This window comes from Sporosarcina sp. SAFN-015 (assembly GCF_051966875.1).
In the GTDB taxonomy this organism is placed as follows: Bacteria; Bacillota; Bacilli; order Bacillales_A; family Planococcaceae; genus Sporosarcina.
In genome coordinates this window covers 54,878-72,511 of sequence record NZ_JBQCKP010000009.1, presented here as the reverse complement: position 1 = coordinate 72,511, position 17,634 = coordinate 54,878, and the positions used below count along the sequence as shown (strand labels likewise).

17 protein-coding genes are annotated in these 17,634 nt (G+C 42.4%); 16 read left to right on the top strand and 1 reads right to left on the bottom strand.

Going from position 1 to position 17,634, the window contains the following annotated elements; translation table 11 throughout:
• Positions 1–16: 16 nt before the first annotated feature.
• The 11 genes from ACTHPA_RS15165 (at position 17) to dnaI (ending at position 13,206) form a co-directional block, all read left to right on the top strand.
• Positions 17–724 carry a response regulator transcription factor gene (locus ACTHPA_RS15165; RefSeq protein ID WP_440501517.1) on the top strand — a complete coding sequence of 236 codons (708 nt, stop codon included), beginning with the start codon at positions 17–19 and terminating at the stop codon, positions 722–724.
• Complete coding sequence (gene pnpS, locus ACTHPA_RS15160) at positions 721–2,121, top strand: two-component system histidine kinase PnpS (RefSeq protein WP_440501356.1); 1,401 nt, start codon at positions 721–723, stop codon at positions 2,119–2,121. The genes ACTHPA_RS15165 and pnpS overlap by 4 nt, the downstream gene beginning before the upstream one ends.
• A 73-nt stretch (positions 2,122–2,194) precedes the next feature.
• Entirely contained in the window at positions 2,195–3,163 is a 969-nt protein-coding gene (gene hflK, locus ACTHPA_RS15155; protein WP_440501354.1) for an FtsH protease activity modulator HflK, read from the top strand.
• Positions 3,163–4,164: a protease modulator HflC gene (gene hflC, locus ACTHPA_RS15150; RefSeq protein ID WP_440501352.1), complete on the top strand. Its 1,002-nt coding sequence runs from the start codon at positions 3,163–3,165 to the stop codon at positions 4,162–4,164. Before hflK ends, hflC begins: the two co-directional genes overlap by 1 nt.
• A 129-nt stretch (positions 4,165–4,293) precedes the next feature.
• Positions 4,294–6,918 (top strand): DNA polymerase I, encoded by a 2,625-nt coding sequence (polA, locus tag ACTHPA_RS15145; RefSeq protein ID WP_440501351.1) that lies wholly within the window; start codon positions 4,294–4,296, stop codon positions 6,916–6,918.
• A gap of 9 nt (positions 6,919–6,927) precedes the next feature.
• Positions 6,928–7,800 (top strand): bifunctional DNA-formamidopyrimidine glycosylase/DNA-(apurinic or apyrimidinic site) lyase, encoded by an 873-nt coding sequence (mutM, locus tag ACTHPA_RS15140; RefSeq protein ID WP_440501350.1) that lies wholly within the window; start codon positions 6,928–6,930, stop codon positions 7,798–7,800.
• Between the two features lie 16 nt (positions 7,801–7,816).
• Complete coding sequence (gene coaE / locus ACTHPA_RS15135) at positions 7,817–8,413, top strand: dephospho-CoA kinase (protein ID WP_440501515.1); 597 nt, start codon at positions 7,817–7,819, stop codon at positions 8,411–8,413.
• 127 nt (positions 8,414–8,540) lie between these two features.
• Positions 8,541–9,563 carry a glyceraldehyde-3-phosphate dehydrogenase gene (locus ACTHPA_RS15130; RefSeq protein ID WP_440501349.1) on the top strand — a complete coding sequence of 341 codons (1,023 nt, stop codon included), beginning with the start codon at positions 8,541–8,543 and terminating at the stop codon, positions 9,561–9,563.
• Positions 9,564–10,402: 839 nt separating this feature from the next.
• The gene (gene nrdR / locus ACTHPA_RS15125; RefSeq protein ID WP_440501348.1) at positions 10,403–10,867 is read left to right on the top strand and encodes a transcriptional regulator NrdR; all 465 of its coding nucleotides are present in this window, start codon (positions 10,403–10,405) and stop codon (positions 10,865–10,867) included.
• A gap of 33 nt (positions 10,868–10,900) precedes the next feature.
• On the top strand, positions 10,901–12,259 hold the full coding sequence (locus ACTHPA_RS15120) for a replication initiation and membrane attachment family protein (protein ID WP_440501347.1): 1,359 nt from the start codon (positions 10,901–10,903) through the stop codon (positions 12,257–12,259).
• A 2-nt stretch (positions 12,260–12,261) separates the two neighbouring features.
• Positions 12,262–13,206 carry a primosomal protein DnaI gene (dnaI, locus tag ACTHPA_RS15115; protein ID WP_440501345.1) on the top strand — a complete coding sequence of 315 codons (945 nt, stop codon included), beginning with the start codon at positions 12,262–12,264 and terminating at the stop codon, positions 13,204–13,206.
• Between the two features lie 113 nt (positions 13,207–13,319).
• Here dnaI and ACTHPA_RS15110 read toward each other — a convergent pair whose 3' ends face one another.
• A complete protein-coding gene (locus ACTHPA_RS15110; protein WP_440501343.1) occupies positions 13,320–13,481 on the bottom strand; it encodes a hypothetical protein in 162 nt (53 codons plus the stop codon).
• 71 nt (positions 13,482–13,552) lie between these two features.
• Here ACTHPA_RS15110 and thrS point away from each other — a divergent pair, with 71 nt between their 5' ends.
• The 5 genes from thrS to ACTHPA_RS15085 all read left to right on the top strand — a co-directional run bounded on the left by thrS (position 13,553) and on the right by ACTHPA_RS15085 (position 17,611).
• Positions 13,553–15,490: a threonine--tRNA ligase gene (thrS, locus tag ACTHPA_RS15105; protein ID WP_440501342.1), complete on the top strand. Its 1,938-nt coding sequence runs from the start codon at positions 13,553–13,555 to the stop codon at positions 15,488–15,490.
• 536 nt (positions 15,491–16,026) lie between these two features.
• On the top strand, positions 16,027–16,533 hold the full coding sequence (gene infC / locus ACTHPA_RS15100; protein WP_440501341.1) for a translation initiation factor IF-3: 507 nt from the start codon (positions 16,027–16,029) through the stop codon (positions 16,531–16,533).
• Between the two features lie 26 nt (positions 16,534–16,559).
• Positions 16,560–16,760 (top strand): 50S ribosomal protein L35, encoded by a 201-nt coding sequence (gene rpmI, locus ACTHPA_RS15095; RefSeq protein ID WP_252502652.1) that lies wholly within the window; start codon positions 16,560–16,562, stop codon positions 16,758–16,760.
• A 48-nt stretch (positions 16,761–16,808) separates the two neighbouring features.
• Positions 16,809–17,168: a 50S ribosomal protein L20 gene (rplT, locus tag ACTHPA_RS15090; protein WP_440501339.1), complete on the top strand. Its 360-nt coding sequence runs from the start codon at positions 16,809–16,811 to the stop codon at positions 17,166–17,168.
• A 152-nt stretch (positions 17,169–17,320) separates the two neighbouring features.
• A complete protein-coding gene (locus tag ACTHPA_RS15085) occupies positions 17,321–17,611 on the top strand; it encodes a DUF1294 domain-containing protein (RefSeq protein WP_440501338.1) in 291 nt (96 codons plus the stop codon).
• The last annotated feature ends 23 nt before the right edge of the window (positions 17,612–17,634 follow it).

The following is a 17,634-nucleotide window of genomic DNA, read 5'->3' as shown; positions in this document are numbered from 1 at the left end:
AAGGGGGACTTGGGATATCGTGCAGAAAATATTAATTGTAGACGATGAGCAGCCGATTCGTACATTATTAGACTACAATCTGAAACAGTCTAACTTTGAAACTATTATGGCCGCAGATGGTGAACAAGCAATATTGAAAGTGGAAAATGAAAATCCGGATTTAATTTTGCTTGATCTGATGCTGCCCATAATGGATGGCATAGAGGTGTGCAAGCTTCTGAGACAGAAGAATATCAATACTCCTATCATTATGCTGACAGCAAAAGGCGAAGAAACCGACAAAGTTTTAGGTTTGGAAATCGGGGCAGATGATTATATGACAAAACCGTTTAGTCCACGTGAAGTTGTTGCAAGAGTAAAGGCTGTCCTACGACGGAGCGGCGAGCGTACAGGCATTCATGAGGATGATGGGCAAGTATTGCGCACGGGTCCTATTACTGTGCATCCTGAACAGTACGAGGCTTTTCTAGACGAGAAACCTTTGGAATTCACACCGAAGGAATTTGAACTCCTCGTCTATTTTATACAAAATAAAAACCGGGTGCTCACTCGCGATCAATTATTGAGCGCGGTTTGGAATTATGACTTTGCAGGTGATACTCGGATCGTTGATGTTCATGTAAGTCATTTACGTGAAAAGATTGAAGAAAATACAAAAAAACCTATTTTTATTAAGACGGTTAGAGGGATTGGATATAAATTCGAGGAGCAAAAATTGAAATGAAAGGTCTTTATTCCAGACTTTTTATCGCTTTTGCAGTCATATTTTTGATTCTATTGACTGGTCTTGGGATTGTCCTTGGCCAGTTTTTTTATCTTATTGATCATGCAGTAACTTTGCAAGTTCAACAGAAATATTGGATTTTCCTAATAGTCATCTTGTTAATCACTTATTTTCTGTCTCTTGTCCTATGTGCCCGCATCCTCAGGCAATATGCAAAACCGACCGATTTAGTTACAAAAACTGCTGAGAAAATAGCTCGGGGGGATTATTTAGCGAGAACCCCGATTGAAGAGCTCGGGAATCATAATGAGCTTGGTATAGCAGTGAATCAGATTGCAAGGAATTTACAAGAAACATCAATCTTGCGAGCAATGGAGAAGGAACGTCTGAAAACATTGATTGAAAGTATGGGGAATGGCCTCCTTATGTTCGGAAGAGAAGGCTCTGTAAATTTATCAAATGGGGTATTTGAAAAAACTTTCGGATATAAGCGGGATGAACTGATTGGAAAAACTTTCATGGAGATCGGATTGCCTCAAGGTATCGAAAATTTAATTGAAGATGTATTCTTAACGGAACAAGTACATGAAAAGCAAATCCGGTCCGGTGAATACCATTTTAATGTTTATGGTGCGCCAGTTATAGGACGTCATGGCAATTGGCTCGGCATCATTGTAGTGACGCATGACATTACAAAGCTAGTGAGATTGGAGGAAATCCGTAAAGATTTCGTCGCGAATGTTTCACATGAGCTGCGCACACCAATTACTTCAATAAAAGGGTTTACAGAGACTTTAATGGACGGTGCAATAAATGATTCGGCTGCATCTACAGAATTCCTTGGAATCATCAAAAAGGAAAGCGATCGGTTGCATTTATTGATTGATGATCTATTAGAATTATCAGGAATCGAACGAGAAGGCTTCCAACTACAGTATCAGGAAGTGTTGATCTCAGATATCGTTGAAAGTGCGTTGAAAATTGTTTTCGGATTGCTCGAAAGAAAAAATATGAACACAATTATAAATATCCCGTCGGATATTGTTGTTGAAGCGGATTCCGACAGGCTTATCCAAGTAATGGTCAACTTATTGACAAACGCCATCAATTATTCAAAAGAAAATACGACCATTACAGTCAACGCATTTGAAACTACTAGTGAAGCCATCATCGAAGTAAAGGATGAAGGGATTGGAATTGATCGAACAGAGCTTCCGAGGTTGTTCGAACGTTTTTATAGAGTCGACCGTGCACGAAGCAGGGATTCTGGAGGTACTGGACTTGGACTCGCAATTGTTAAACATTTGATCGAAGCACATAGAGGGAAAGTGACTGTTGATAGTAAAGTAGGAGTTGGAACCACATTTACAATATACCTACCAAAAAAATCCGCTTAATGCGGATTTTTTTGAAACCTAATTCTCCTCCGACCGTATGTACAGATGATACATAGAAAAGGGGGAAGATGAAATGAGCACACGCCGAGCATCGGTAGCAGCCGGTCTTGTCATCGCTGGAGTATTATTGCTCATCGTTGCTTTTACGACATGGTATACGGTGGATGAATCTGAGCAGGCCATCGTTATCACTTTCGGAAAAGCAGATACGCCTGTAACGGAATCGGGTATGCATTTTAAGCTGCCTTGGCCGATCCAAAAAGTTGAGAAGCTATCAAAAGAGACGTTTAGTCTTCAGTTCGGATATAAGCAAGATCCGGATGGAACACTTGTTGCTTATGACAAGGAAACGAAAATGATTACTGGAGACGAATACATCGTGCTTGCAGATCTAGTAGTACAGTGGAAAATTACAGATCCCGAAAAGTATTTATTCAACTCGCAAAATCCACAGGAAATTCTACATGATGCGACTTCCGCTTCCATCAGATCAATTATCGGTAGTTCAACAATCGATGCAGCTTTGACAGATGGGAAAGCGGAAATTGAAGCGAAAACACGTGATTTATTAACATCGCTCATGACGAATTATGATATCGGAATTTCGATTCAAGGTGTCAAATTACAGGATGTTGAATTGCCTAATGCTGACGTTCGTGCCGCATTTACTGCAGTAACGGACGCACGCGAAACGAGAAGTACAAAAATTAACGAAGCCCAGCGCTATAAAAATCAACGCGAGAACGAAGCGAAGGGTGAAAAAGACGCCATTATATCCCGTGCTATCGGTCAGAAAACTGCCCGTATAGAGCAAGCGCGAGGGGACGTCGCCCTTTTCAACGACTTGCATGCAGAATATGAAAAAAGTAAAACGATCACCCGTCAAAGGTTAATAATTGAGACGATGGAGCAAGTACTGCCAAAAGCAAAAATCTATATTATGAATGATGACGGTGAAACATTGAAATACTTGCCGTTGCAACAAATGGAAAGCCAAACACCACCACCTGTTGAGCAGAAAACGGAAGGGGGCGGCAACTAATGACGAACGACAATAATCCATTCAAAAGTATTGAAGAGAAGTTTAAAGAAATGCAAAGTGGAAAACAGAAAAAGACACCAGGCGCAGAAAAAGTCATTACTCCGAAAAAGCCGTTCAATACGAGGAAGTTTGTAAGGAGAGCAATTACATTTACAGTGTTTTTTGCAATTGCAGTCATCCTTCTCGCCAATGTGTTCGTAGTGAAAGAAGGCGAATATCGAGTCGTGCGCCAATTCGGTGAAATTACGAGGATCATCAAAGAACCGGGATTGAATATGAAAATCCCATTCATCCAATCAGTGACAAGCTTGCCGAAAAATCAAATGACATATAATGTTTCTGAAGCGGAAATCAGTACAAAAGATAAAAAGCGTATTATCATTGATAATTATGCGGTGTGGAAAATAACAGATCCCGGTAAAATGATTTCCAATGCGCGAAACATTATTAATGCTGAAGCGCGAATGGAAGAATTCATCTATTCCGTCATACGGAACGAGATGGGACGATTGGATTACGTAGATGTCGTTAATGAAGAAAACTCAAAGCGAGGCAATTTGAACGACCTTATCACGAAAAAAGTGAACGAATTTCTTGATGAAGGTAATTTTGGCATCGAAGTGATTGATGTGCGGATTAAACGGATTGACCTTCCACAAGAAAATGAACAGTCGATTTACACGCGGATGATTTCAGAACGCGAGTCTACAGCACAAGATTATCTTTCTCAAGGGGATGCAGAGAAGAAAAGAGTAGAGGCGGAAACAGATAGGTTAGTCCAAGAGATGCTTGCGACTGCGAAAAAGGATGCAGCTATCATTCATGCCGAAGGGGAAGCAGAAGCTGCCAAAATCTATAACAATGCATTTTCTAAGGATCCTGAGTTCTACAACTTATATCGTACGTTGCAATCCTATGCACGTACAGTAGGCGACGACACGGTCATCATCATGCCAGCCGACTCTCCATATGCAAAAATACTGACAGGATACTTGGAATAATAAATGACGTCATTTTCATTTACTCTAGCCATCATGGTAAGATAAATGAAGATGACGTTTTTATCTTAAACAGAGGAATAGCCGTTTTTTTATAAGCGGTAGGATGAACGAACAAGGGAGTGGATGCAGGTGACTAAAAAGAAAATAGTACTGTTAGATGGAAATAGCTTGGCGTATCGTGCGTTTTTTGCATTGCCATTGTTGACGAATGACACTGGTATCCATACAAACGCGGTGTACGGGTTTACGATGATGCTGCAAAACATATTGGCAGAAGAAAAGCCGACACATATGCTCGTTGCTTGGGATGCGGGGAAGACAACCTTTAGGCATTCGACATTCAGTGAATATAAAGGCGGCCGTCAAAAAACTCCACCCGAGCTGTCGGAGCAATTTCCTTACTTGCGGAAACTGCTGAATGCCTATCAAATCCCTCAATATGAACTCGAGCAATATGAGGCGGATGATATTATCGGTACGTTAAGCAAGTCTGGAGACGAAGAAGGCGTAGAAGTCGTCATTATTTCTGGTGATAAGGACTTAACACAGCTCGCAAGCGATCATACAACAGTATGCATTACGCGAAAAGGGATTACAGATCTTGAAAAGTACACTCCTGAGCATGTCATGGAAAAGTACGGTATTACACCTCCTCAGATCATTGATATGAAGGGTCTGATGGGAGATGCTTCTGACAATATTCCAGGCGTGCCTGGCGTAGGTGAGAAGACCGCTCTTAAATTATTGAAGGAATACGGCACTGTCGAAAAAGTATATGAATCATTGGAATCCGTTTCAGGAAAAAAACTGAAGGAAAATTTGACGGAGAATGAAGAACAGGCATATATGAGCAAAAAACTCGCAACAATTGAAGTGGATGCGCCGATTGAAATTTCCATTGCAGATTTGACGTATTCTGGCCCTGACGAGGAAAATGTTAAAAAGATCTATGAGGAATTAAAGTTCAAAACATTACTTGAAAAAATGGAATCTCCAACTGAAACAGCTCCTATCTTAGAAATCGACGTTCAAATCGTCGAGGATACTGAAACGATGGAGCTTGCGGATGAAATGGCGATACATGTAGAAATGATGGATGAAAATTATTTGTCTACGGAAGTGACAGGCGTCAGTTTGACGGATGGCAAGCAAGCGCTGTTCATTCCAATTACAGTCTTGCAACAATCAGAACGACTAAAAGAGTGGCTTCGCGATGAAAATAAAAGGAAATTTACGACCGATTCTAAAGCAGCATACGCATCTTTACTGCGTTATGGCATCGAAGTGAATGGTTTCGAATTCGATTTATTATTGGCAACGTATATTGCGAATCCTTCCTCTTCATATACAGATGTTGCATCTGTTGCAAAGGAATTCAATTATTCTGATGTCCAGTCTGACGAATCGGTGTACGGGAAAGGCGCTAAAAAGTCATTGCCTAAGGAGAAGTTGCTTGCGGAACATGCTGGTAGGAAAGCTCAAGCCGTTTGGAAGTTAAAACCTGTCCTTGAAGAGAAGTTGCGTGAAAATGAACAGTTTGAATTGTATCGTGAGCTTGAAATGCCACTCGCAAAAATACTTGGGAAAATGGAATCTACAGGTGTTAAGACGGACTTGGGAATTCTTCAACAAATCGGTGTTCAGCTTTCTTCAAGGTTATCTGAACTTGAATCGATCATCTATGAAATGGCGGGACAACCTTTCAATATTAATTCTCCAAAGCAGTTAGGTGAGATCTTGTTCGAAAAAATTGGACTGACACCTATCAAGAAAACGAAAACGGGTTATTCGACTGCGGCAGATGTGTTGGAAAAACTTGAAAGCGAGCATGAAATCATCAGTTTCATTTTGACATATCGTCAGCTCGGAAAACTGAACTCAACTTATATTGAAGGATTATCGAAAGAAATCCACGAGGACGGAAAAATTCATACACGATTCCAGCAGGCATTGACGCAAACGGGCCGACTGAGCTCCATCAATCCGAACTTGCAGAATATCCCGATTCGGCTTGAGGAAGGCAGGAAAATCCGCGCGGCATTCGTTCCTTCAGAGCCGGGCTGGCTTATGTTTGCTGCCGACTATTCGCAAATCGAACTGCGTGTCCTTGCGCATATGTCCCAAGACGAAAAAATGATTTCCGCATTCCGGGAAGGGGAAGACATCCATACAAAAACAGCGATGGATGTATTCGGTGTTGATAAAGATGGCGTTTCGTCTGATATGAGGCGGACGGCAAAAGCTGTAAACTTCGGTATCGTTTACGGGATCAGTGATTACGGATTGTCCCAAAGCTTGAATATAACGCGTAAAGAGGCAGGTAAGTTCATTGGAACGTATCTCGAGACGTTCCCTGGTGTAAAGCGATACATGGAAGATATCGTCTCTGAGGCGAAGATGAAAGGCTATGTAGTCACGATGATGAATAGACGAAGATACTTGCCTGATATTACGAGCTCGAATTTCAATTTGCGAAGCTTTGCTGAAAGAACGGCTATGAATACGCCGATACAAGGGACTGCTGCCGATATCATTAAGAAGGCGATGATTGATATGGACGCAAGATTGAAAGAAGAGAATATGCAAACACGAATGCTCCTTCAAGTGCATGATGAATTGATTTTTGAAGCGCCTGAAGAAGAACTTGAAAGACTGAAGAAAATCGTACCGGAAGTAATGGAATCTGCATTGGCGCTCGATGTTCCATTGAAAGCGGAGTGGGCGTTCGGATTCTCCTGGTACGAAACGAAGTGAGGAATGGAAATGCCAGAACTGCCAGAAGTTGAAGGTGTCGTTCGCGAATTGTCGCCTGCTTCCATTGGCCGGACGATTTCTGAAGTGCATGTGTCCGATATTATAAGAAAATCCAAGGAGCTAGGTAAAGAAGCAATCGTCAAAGGGAAAACTCTTGAAGACTTTATTGAAGAGCTAGCAGAAATGACGGTAGTGGATGTCACTAGAAGAAGTAAATATATTTATTTTCATTTAGAAAAGGAAGGTCTGCCATACTTGCTCGTCAGCCATCTCGGAATGACGGGTGCTTGGTTCGTTGTAGATTCCTTGGAAGACATCACAGAGAAGAAATTCAAGAATCATATCCATGTCGTCCTGAACATGGCAGACGGAGGATTGCTCGTCTATTCCGACATCCGCCGATTCGGGGAACTGCGGCTACTGCAGAAGGAAGAGGATTATTTGCCATTGCTGAACATGGCTCCTGAACCTTTTGACGAATTCGCCATCAACCATTTCCTATCCATGGCATCAATACAGAAATATGCAAGGAAACCTATCAAAGAAGTGATAATGGATGGCCATGTCATTTCGGGTTGCGGTAATATTTATGCGACAGAAGCGCTTTTTCGAATGAAAATCCATCCCGGACGAGCTACGGAGAGGATCAGCGAAAAAAGGAAACGAGAATTGTTTCAGGAAATCGTAGTTGTCCTGCAAGAGAGCATTGATGCGGGAGGAAGCTCCATTTCGGATTATCGGAATATTAACGGGGAAGCTGGAACGATGCAAACCCGTTTGAAGATGTATGGAAAGAAAGTGTGTGGGACATGTGGCAGAGAAACGAAAAGCATGAAAATTGCTGGAAGGACATCAGTTTATTGTCCGCAATGCCAAAGGTGAGGGAAGGTTGATGTCAATGATCATCGGTCTAACGGGAAGTATTGCAACTGGTAAAAGTACCGTGTCGCGAATGTTAAAACAAAAGGGGTATCCGATTGTTGACGCAGATGAAATTTCAAGGTTAGTAGTAGAACCTGGAAGCCCAGTTCTTACGAGTATCGCGGAAACATTTGGTTCTGATATCCTTCTGCCGGACGGGTCGCTGAACAGGGGAAAACTCGGTAGTCTCATTTTCAATGATGAGGAAAAGCGAAAAAAGTTGAACGGAATTATCCACCCCGCTGTACGAAAAGAAATGTTGCGACAAAAGGAAGAATGGTTGGAGAAAGGTTTTAACACGATTATTATGGATATTCCGCTCTTATTTGAAAGTAAACTCCAATCATATGTGGATAAAATTATCGTCGTTTCAGCAGCACCTGCCGTTCAAAGAGAACGTCTAATAGCTAGGAATGGCTATTCACAAGATGAAGCGGAGGCCCGTATCAATTCTCAGCTTTCAATATTGGAAAAGGAAAAATGCGCAGATGCAGTCATTGACAATAACGGATCAATGGAAGAGACTGAAAATCAGCTGGATGAATTATTGATTAAATGGAATGCTGTCAAATAAAACTATTCTCTGAAAAGTAGAACATTGTTATTTTGTTCACAAACTCTTTGCACCCGGTTAAATTGTGCTATACTAATTATCGGATAAAGGATAAAAAGTATATAACATTACGCGGGAGGATTTTTTCATGACTACTTCGATAGCGATAAACGGTTTTGGACGGATTGGACGCATGGTATTCCGTCAAATTATCACGAAGGATGACGTTGCTGTAGTTGCAGTGAATGCATCGTATCCGGCAGAAACTCTAGCTCATTTGATTAAGTATGACACAAATCACGGAGTTTTTGATGGTGAAGTCGTTGTGGAGGAAAATGCTCTTGTTGTCAACGGAAAGCGTGTCCAACTAATAGCGGAGCGCGACCCATCCAAATTGCCTTGGAAAGAGCTTGGTGTCGACATCGTCATTGAAGCGACGGGAGTCTTCAATGAACGTAGTAAAGCTGCCCTTCATTTGGAAGCCGGAGCTAAGAAAGTCATCTTGACTGCTCCAGGGAAAAATGAGGATGTAACGATTGTGTTAGGTGTGAATGATGACAAGCTTGATATTAATAAACATGATGTCATTTCAAATGCAAGCTGCACGACAAACTGCCTTGCACCGGTTGCAAAAGTGTTGAATGATTCATTCGGCATTGAAAACGGGTTGATGACAACTGTTCATGCTTATACAAACGATCAGAAAAACTTGGATAACCCGCATAAGGACCTTCGCCGTGCACGCTCTTGTGCTCAGTCGATCATCCCGACCTCGACAGGTGCTGCAAAAGCACTTTCGCTCGTATTGCCTGAGCTTGAAGGGAAAATTCACGGTATGGCTTTACGTGTACCGACTCCGAACGTGTCATTGGTCGACCTCGTCGTTGATGTGAAAAAAGATGTAACAGTGGAAGAAGTGAATGAAGCATTCATTAAGGCAGCAGAAGGTCCAATGGCAGGAATCCTTCGTTTCACGACTGAACCACTCGTATCGATTGACTTCAACACAACAACAGAGTCTGCGACGATAGACGGTCTTTCAACAATTGTCATGGGTGATCGCAAAGTAAAAGTGCTTGCTTGGTATGACAATGAATGGGGCTATTCTGCACGTGTTGTTGAATTGGCTATTAAAGTAGGAAATGAATTGAAATCCAAAGTGAATTCATAATTGGAAAATGAAAAACGTCCAAGTCGATAACTCGGCTTGGACGTTTTTTCTTTTTGATTGATTATTAATTTTAATATTCTGTAAACACTATTGATTTCCGTTCCGATCGGATGCTTTCCGCGGGCACGGCTTCAGCCAATCGAACAGCGAAGGGTTCGATTTGCCGTATTTCTGCGTTCTTTGCAGAAATTAAGGCATCCCATAGTTGTGCTCGCAACGCTACGCTTTTGCTCGCAAAAGCCGTTCTTCGTTACGGCTTTCGTTGCGGGGTCTTCAGCTCGCGCTATTCCCGCAGGAGTCGCCGATCTCCACTCCAATCAATTGGCATATACTTGAAATTCAAAGCTGTATGGTAATTGTAAAGACATGAAGAGGTAAATCACTCGTTAGTTGAACAAGTTGAGACTGAAAAAATTTTCTGCTAACGTATTCATTTTGTCTGGTTTTTCCACAACAGTCCAATGACCGCAATTCTCAATTCCGATTAATTTTGCATGTGGTATATACATTATTAATAATTCTTTAATTTTTGCTGGTGTTATAATGGCGTTCTACGGGTTTAAACTTTTGGAAAATATTTCTGTTGATTGGAGTGGAAGGCGCCGACTCCTGTGGGATTAGCGGGACAGGTAAGACCCCGCAGTGGAGCAAAGCGACCGAGGAGGCTTACCGCCCGCCCCACGGAAAGCGTGCGCCTGGAACGGAAATCAATACTGCCAAGATTTCACTTTTTAAAAGCCCATAACAACTTGATTGATTATTAATGAATCCCTTTCGATTTTTTTGATGAACTTCTGTTATAATCAATATACTATACGGAAATGCGGAGGAAGCAGAAAATGATATGTCCAGCTTGTCATTATAATGGCACCCGGGTCATCGATTCTCGACCTGCCGAAGAGAATCGATCCATCCGAAGACGCCGTGAATGTGAGAGATGCGCATTCCGATTCACGACATTTGAAAAAGTGGAAGAAATGCCGCTCATCGTAGTGAAAAAGGATGGCACACGGGAAGAATTCAGCAGTGAAAAGTTGTTGAGAGGGCTCATCCGAGCATGTGAAAAGCGCCCAGTTGACCTCGAAGCAGTAAAAAACATTGTATATTTAATAGAAAAAGAATTAAGAAGTTCAGGGACCGTTGAGATTGATTCTAAGGACGTCGGCGAAATGGTCATGGAAAAATTGGCAGATGTCGATGAAGTTGCGTATGTCCGGTTTGCATCAGTCTATCGACAATACAAAGATATAAACGTATTTATCGAAGAACTGCAAAACTTGCAGAAGAATAAAGATGAGAATTGATTTTGAATAAAGGAAAAAAGGAGTTCCGACAATATGCTTTACCAAGAATTACAACCAGTCGATACGTTCACGATCAAATTGTCTCATCCATTTTCGGATTATGACCGGCAACTCCTCACATTGTTTTACCAACCATTGATCGGCCCTGACGCTATGAGTCTTTTCATGTCACTATGGGCTGATGCGGAACGAAATAAGGAAAATGAGTTTAATCATTATTACTTAATGAATTTATTAACAATGCCGTTAGTGAAAGTGTTTGAAGCGAGAATCTCCCTCGAGGCGATCGGCTTGCTGCGTACATACTGCAAACAGGAGGATCAGGATCGTGCGTTCTGCTACGAATTGCTGCCGCCCATGGATGCAAAGTCGTTTTTCGAAGACCCGCTTTTGTCCACTTTCCTTTTCAGCAAGATTGGCGAGCAGGCATACCGGAGTTTAAGAAATCGATTCACGGTAGTAGATCCGATCGATGAACAATACAAGGAAGTATCTCGTACATTTTTGGATGTTTTCAAACCTATCCGTTACAGTGCAGCCGAAGGGATGGAAGAGGGCGGTCATATGATGGGGCGCAATGAATCAACGGGAATTCCTTTCGCTTATTCCGACTTCGATTTCAATTTATTTCGTTCGGGACTTTCCGAACAGATGGTACCGAAATCCTCCCTCGCTACAGTGTCGAAAGAATTAATTGAGAAATTGGCGTTTCTTTATTCATTGACACCACTTGATATGCAGAAAGTCGTCATGATGGCGCTAGATGCAAACAGTATGCAGATTCCGGAAGATCGACTTCGAAAGGCTGCGGTTGATTATTACAAGATCAACATTTCGCGAAACGTTCCTACTGTTGAAAAGATATTCAAGAATGTCGAACCTGCAAAAGAGAATGAGCCAAAATCACGAGAAGACGAACTCTTATTTTATTTGGAAAATACATCACCACGTGAAATGCTGCGACATTTAAATGGAAAAGAACCTTTTCCTGTCGATCTCCAATTGGCGGAAAGGCTTATTAACACTCATGGATTGTCCGTCGGCGTCGTAAACGTTTTATTGCAATATATGATTTTACGGAACGACGGAAAGATCACGAATAATTTTGCAGAACGGATTGCCTCGCATTGGTCGAATAAAAAAGTGGAAACTGCCAAAAAGGCAATGGAGTTATCCCGTACCGAGCACGATCAATATATGAAGTGGTTGAATGAAGGGAAGAAGAAACCAGCCAGCCGGAAGCCTACAAGGGAAGAGAAGGTGCCTGAATGGTTTTACAAGAAAGAAGAAACGGAACAGCATGAACCGAAAAACGAGGCAGATTCAGATATTGATGAAAAAAGACGTCAGCTGCTAGCGAAACTGGATGCTATGAGAAGCGAGGTGAAATAAAGTTGGAAAGAATCGGAAATACATTGAAGCGAGTAATGAACGCTTCAGAACTGACAGCAAGATACGAGCAATTACGGAATGAAGTGATGGAGTCCGAAGGCGTCCAACAGTTCATTTCCGAGAATTCGAGTGAGATCGATAAAACAGTTGTCGATAAAAGTTTAGGGAAATTATACGAATATACAACAGCTTCTCACAACTGTGAGAAATGCCCGAACGTTGAAGGCTGCATAAACGTAATGAAAGGATTTGAGCCAAAACTAATCCTCAGTCAAGGATTCATTGATCTTGATTACGTCAAATGTCCGAATAAATTGGTCGAAGACGAACGTCGTAATGTATCCAATATGATTGATAGCATGTATATGCCGAAGGATGTCATGGAAGCCCGATTGCATAATGTAGATTTGGAGCATGACAATAGCCGAATCATTGTCGTGGAGGCAGCTGCTCAATTTTTGAGTGAAATAAGTGAAACAGGAGAACTTCCGGAACGTGGGCTTTACATTTACGGTCCATTTGGAACGGGGAAATCCTTTATACTTGGTGCACTCGCTAATGAGCTTGCCAATCTTCGAATCCGGACAGTTGTCGTTTATATACCGGAATTCCTTCGGGAAATGAAACAATCTATCCAAGACCAGACGTTGAATGAAAAAATTGACTTCGTAAAAAAAGCGAAAGTACTTATGCTCGATGATTTTGGAGCGGAGTCCATGTCTGCTTGGGCACGTGATGAAGTGATTGGAACGATTTTGCAATATCGAATGGCAGAAAAGCTTCCGACCTTCTTCACTTCCAATTTCAATTTTGATGAGCTGGAGCATCATTTGACGTACACGCAACGGGGTGAAAAAGAAGCGGTTAAAGCAGCGCGCATTATGGAACGGATCAAGACAATCTCCAAACCAGTTCAATTGAAAGGCAAAAACCGAAGAAACGTGTAAGTTGACTTTCGCCACTTGCAATTGTCTGTAACTTTCCTTATACTAATGGATATCATATTTGAAAATGTGTTGAAGAGGACATGAATCGGTTCTTCTACTTACAGAGATCAGGGTCATTTGGCTGGAAGCCCTGAAGTGCAGAGGATCGATTTACCACCTTGGAGCAGCATCGGTGAACCATTTACATAGCCGATGACGGACCCCGGCCCGTTAGCCGTTTCAAGCTTCATCTTTCCGGTTGTATGGCCGGATGGAAGGAAGAAGGGTGGAACCACGAGCAACAGCCTCGTCCCTTTACCGGGATGGGGCTTTTTTTGTTCAAAAAAATTAGCAAGGAGTGTTTGTAATGGAAGAGAATATTCAATTGAAATTTCCAGATGGTGCGATAAAGGAATTTCCAAAAGGCACAACAACAGAAGAAGTAGCAGGCTCCATCAGCCCGGGGTTACGAAAAAGCGCTCTCGCTGGTAAAATTGGCGACCAGCTCATCGACTTGAAAACACCGATTGAAAAGGACGGTGATATTGCAATCATCACACCGCAATCACCGGAAGCGCTCGAAATCCTGCGTCACAGTACTGCCCATCTATTAGCTCAAGCAGTAAAAAGAAAATTCCCAGACGCAAAACTAGGAATCGGTCCGGTCATCGACAATGGCTTCTACTATGACATTGATTCACCAACGCCAATCACAGCTGAAGACCTTCCTGAACTTGAAAAGGAAATGAAACGAATCATCGGCGAAAATCTTCCGATCACACGAATTGACGTATCTCGCGAAGAAGCCGAAAAACGATTTAAAGAAATTGACGATCCCTACAAGCTTGAACTATTGGAAGCAATTCCTGAGGGCGAACAAGTTTCCATTTACGAACAAGGTGAATTTTTCGACCTTTGCCGCGGTATCCATGTCCCTTCGACAGGTAAGCTGAAAGAGTTTAAATTATTGAGCATCGCGGGCGCTTACTGGCGCGGAGATTCGAAAAATAAAATGCTTCAGCGGATATACGGAACAGCCTTCTTCAAAAAGGACGAGCTCCAAGAACACTTGCGTATGCTCGAAGAAGCGAAGGAACGCGACCATCGTAAAATCGGGAAAGAATTGAATTTATTCACGAACTCTCAAAAAGTCGGTCAAGGTCTTCCGCTATGGTTGCCAAAAGGCGCAACAATTCGTCGTATTATAGAACGTTATATCGTCGATAAAGAAGTGAAGCTTGGGTACGACCATGTCTACACACCAGTTCTCGGAAGTGTTGAGCTCTACAAAACATCCGGTCACTGGGGACACTATCAAGACGGCATGTTCCCTGTCATGAGCATGGATAATGAGGACCTCGTTCTCCGTCCAATGAATTGCCCACACCATATGATGATCTACAAAAACGGCATTCACTCTTATCGTAACTTGCCGATCCGCATTGCTGAGCTTGGTACGATGCACCGTTATGAAATGTCTGGTGCGTTATCCGGTCTCCAACGTGTACGTGGTATGACTTTGAATGATGCGCATATCTTTGTTCGCCCTGATCAAATCAAGGAAGAATTCAAACGTGTCGTTCAGCTCGTCATCGATGTGTATAAAGACTTCAATATTACAGATTACTCATTCCGTTTATCGTACCGCGATCCGGAAGACACTGAAAAATATTTTGACGATGACGAAATGTGGGAACGCGCACAAAGCATGCTGAAAGAGACGATGGATGAAATGGGTCTTCCGTACGTCGAAGCCGACGGCGAAGCTGCCTTCTACGGTCCGAAACTCGACGTACAAGTGAAGACAGCAATCGGCATGGAAGAGACACTTTCAACTGTCCAACTTGACTTCCTTCTACCTGAACGTTTCGATCTCACATATGTTGGGGAAGACGGCAAGCAGCATCGTCCAGTCGTTATCCACCGAGGCGTCGTTTCTACAATGGAAAGATTCGTTGCATTCCTGATCGAAGAATATAAAGGCGCATTCCCAACATGGCTTGCACCAGTTCAAGTCGAAGTAATCCCGGTATCACCTGAAGCCCATTTCGATTATGCAAATGAAGTGAAAGAAAAACTAGTAGCAGAAGGATTCCGTGTAGATCTTGATAGCCGTGATGAAAAGATTGGTTATAAAATCCGTGAAGCACAAGTCCAAAAAATCCCTTACATGCTCGTCTTAGGAGACAAAGAAGTAGAATCCGGCGAAGTGAACGTAAGAAAATACGGCGAACAAAAATCAGAAAGCATGCCATTTGAAGATTTCGTGAAGCTAATAAAAGCTGACGTATCACACGATAATTAATAATTATGGTTATTGAATGGCGTTTTAAAGTTTAAAAAATGACTAGGTATCCATCGTGTTGATTAATAGGAATTACCGTTGATTGAAGCGGAAGGTGGCGACTCCTGGGGGATTAGCGGGACAGGTGAGACCCCGCAACGTAGCGAAGCGAAGTGAGGAGGCTCACCGCCCGCCCCCCGGAAAGCGTCCACCTGAAGCGGAAATCAACCGTTGTAAATTTATATGTTGACAATCAATATTCAAGATGATAGACTTATTAAGGTTAATGAATACAGTTTGTGGTATAAGAAGGAGCTGCCCGCTTCTCACCTGATCGACGCATACCGTTGTTGACAGGTCAGCACATGAGTGAACGTGCCGTGCATGCTAATGCACGTACACATAAGCGGGTAGACAAAAGTTACTTTTGTCTACTTTTTTTATTGTCCGGCTCTTATAAAACGAATGAACTATGGGACCGTCGGATTGCTGGACGGTGTACCCAAACCGTGTATTCGCGAGACAACATTCGGAGGTGGATTACTATTAGCAAAGACATGTACGTAAATGAGGGCATCCGTGCCCGCGAGCTTCGCCTTATTGACCACAATGGTGACCAGCTTGGAATCAAATCACGCAACGAGGCTCTTGAAATCGCAGCGCGTGCAAATTTGGATCTTGTCCTAGTCGCACCAACAGCAAAGCCACCAGTAGCCCGTGTAATGGACTATGGTAAATTCAAGTTTGAGCAACAAAAGAAAGAACGTGAAGTGAGAAAGAACCAAAAAATCATCAACGTCAAAGAAGTGCGCCTAAGCCCAACAATTGACGAACATGATTTTCAAACAAAACTTCGCAACGGTATCAAATTTCTACAGGCAGGGGACAAAGTTAAAGCGTCCATCCGGTTCCGTGGTCGTGCAATTACGCACAAGGAAATTGGACAACGTGTCTTAGACCGGTTTGCAGAAGAATGCAAGGAATTCTCAACGGTTGAAGTTAAACCGAAAATGGAAGGACGGAGCATGTTCCTAATACTTGCCCCGACTGCCGAAAAAAAGTAACGCGAACGATTTAGGAGGAACAGATCATGCCAAAAATGAAAACTCACCGCGGATCCGCAAAACGTTTCAAGAAAACTGCAACTGGTAAAGTGAAACGCGGCCGTGCATACACAAGTCACCTTTTTGCCAACAAGTCTACTAAAGCGAAACGCCACTTGCGTAAAGCTGCACTTGTTTCTTCAGGCGACTACAAACGTATCCGTGAAATGATCACTTACATGAAATAATCTTTGAACCATAACACATTCTTTAGGAATAGCAGGAGGTAATGAACTATGCCACGCGTAAAAGGTGGAACAGTGACGCGCAAGCGCCGTAATCGAGTATTGAAATTAGCCAAAGGTTACTTTGGTTCAAAACATAGACTTTACAAAGTAGCAAACCAACAGGTCATGAAATCATTCAACTATGCATACCGTGACCGCCGTCAGAAAAAACGTGACTTCCGTAAACTTTGGATTACACGTATCAACGCGGCAGCACGTATGAATGGTCTTTCATACAGCACATTGATGCACGGTCTTAAATTGGCTGGCATCGAAGTAAACCGCAAAATGCTTGCTGATCTTGCAGTAACAGATGCACAAGCATTTGCACAACTTGCAGAAACAGCGAAAAAATCAGTTGCAAAATAAGTGATTGATCAACTAAAAGCCTCGCGCCGTTAATCGGCGGCGAGGCTTTTTCTGTTGGGGGAAAATAAAAAAGAAAACTTCTAAACTTACTATAGTTCTTCTTCCTAAGTCCAATCAATAAAGTGTAGAATAGGAAGTAGGGAGTTGAATATATGAATAGTATGATGATCACTTGGATCATATTTATATCAATCTGGTCCTTCATAATGATGGGCTATGATAAGAAACAATCAAAGAAGCGAGCACGCAGAGTGCCAGAAAAGACATTATGGCTATTTGCCATCGTCGGCGGTGGGATCGGTTCGTATTTGGGTATGATGGTATTCAGCCATAAAACAAGACACACAGAATTCCGGATTGGTTTTCTACTGCTCGCATTAATCTACATAGGCGTTATCATCTATCTTCTAGGCATCGATCCATTCGGCGTGAATCGTGCATAAAGGAAATAAGAAAAGCCCGCTCT

What these genes read in the sequence shown, in the direction of transcription:
- pnpS (WP_440501356.1), top strand. Translation starts at nt 721, where the DNA reads ATGAAAGGTCTTTATTCCAGACTTTTTATCGCTTTTGCAGTCATATTT.
- hflK (WP_440501354.1), top strand. Translation starts at nt 2,195, where the DNA reads ATGAGCACACGCCGAGCATCGGTAGCAGCCGGTCTTGTCATCGCTGGA.
- hflC (WP_440501352.1), top strand. Translation starts at nt 3,163, where the DNA reads ATGACGAACGACAATAATCCATTCAAAAGTATTGAAGAGAAGTTTAAA.
- mutM (WP_440501350.1), top strand. Translation starts at nt 6,928, where the DNA reads ATGCCAGAACTGCCAGAAGTTGAAGGTGTCGTTCGCGAATTGTCGCCT.
- coaE (WP_440501515.1), top strand. Translation starts at nt 7,817, where the DNA reads ATGATCATCGGTCTAACGGGAAGTATTGCAACTGGTAAAAGTACCGTG.
- ACTHPA_RS15130 (WP_440501349.1), top strand. Translation starts at nt 8,541, where the DNA reads ATGACTACTTCGATAGCGATAAACGGTTTTGGACGGATTGGACGCATG.
- nrdR (WP_440501348.1), top strand. Translation starts at nt 10,403, where the DNA reads ATGATATGTCCAGCTTGTCATTATAATGGCACCCGGGTCATCGATTCT.
- ACTHPA_RS15120 (WP_440501347.1), top strand. Translation starts at nt 10,901, where the DNA reads ATGCTTTACCAAGAATTACAACCAGTCGATACGTTCACGATCAAATTG.
- thrS (WP_440501342.1), top strand. Translation starts at nt 13,553, where the DNA reads ATGGAAGAGAATATTCAATTGAAATTTCCAGATGGTGCGATAAAGGAA.
- infC (WP_440501341.1), top strand. Translation starts at nt 16,027, where the DNA reads ATGTACGTAAATGAGGGCATCCGTGCCCGCGAGCTTCGCCTTATTGAC.
- rpmI (WP_252502652.1), top strand. Translation starts at nt 16,560, where the DNA reads ATGCCAAAAATGAAAACTCACCGCGGATCCGCAAAACGTTTCAAGAAA.
- rplT (WP_440501339.1), top strand. Translation starts at nt 16,809, where the DNA reads ATGCCACGCGTAAAAGGTGGAACAGTGACGCGCAAGCGCCGTAATCGA.
- ACTHPA_RS15085 (WP_440501338.1), top strand. Translation starts at nt 17,321, where the DNA reads ATGAATAGTATGATGATCACTTGGATCATATTTATATCAATCTGGTCC.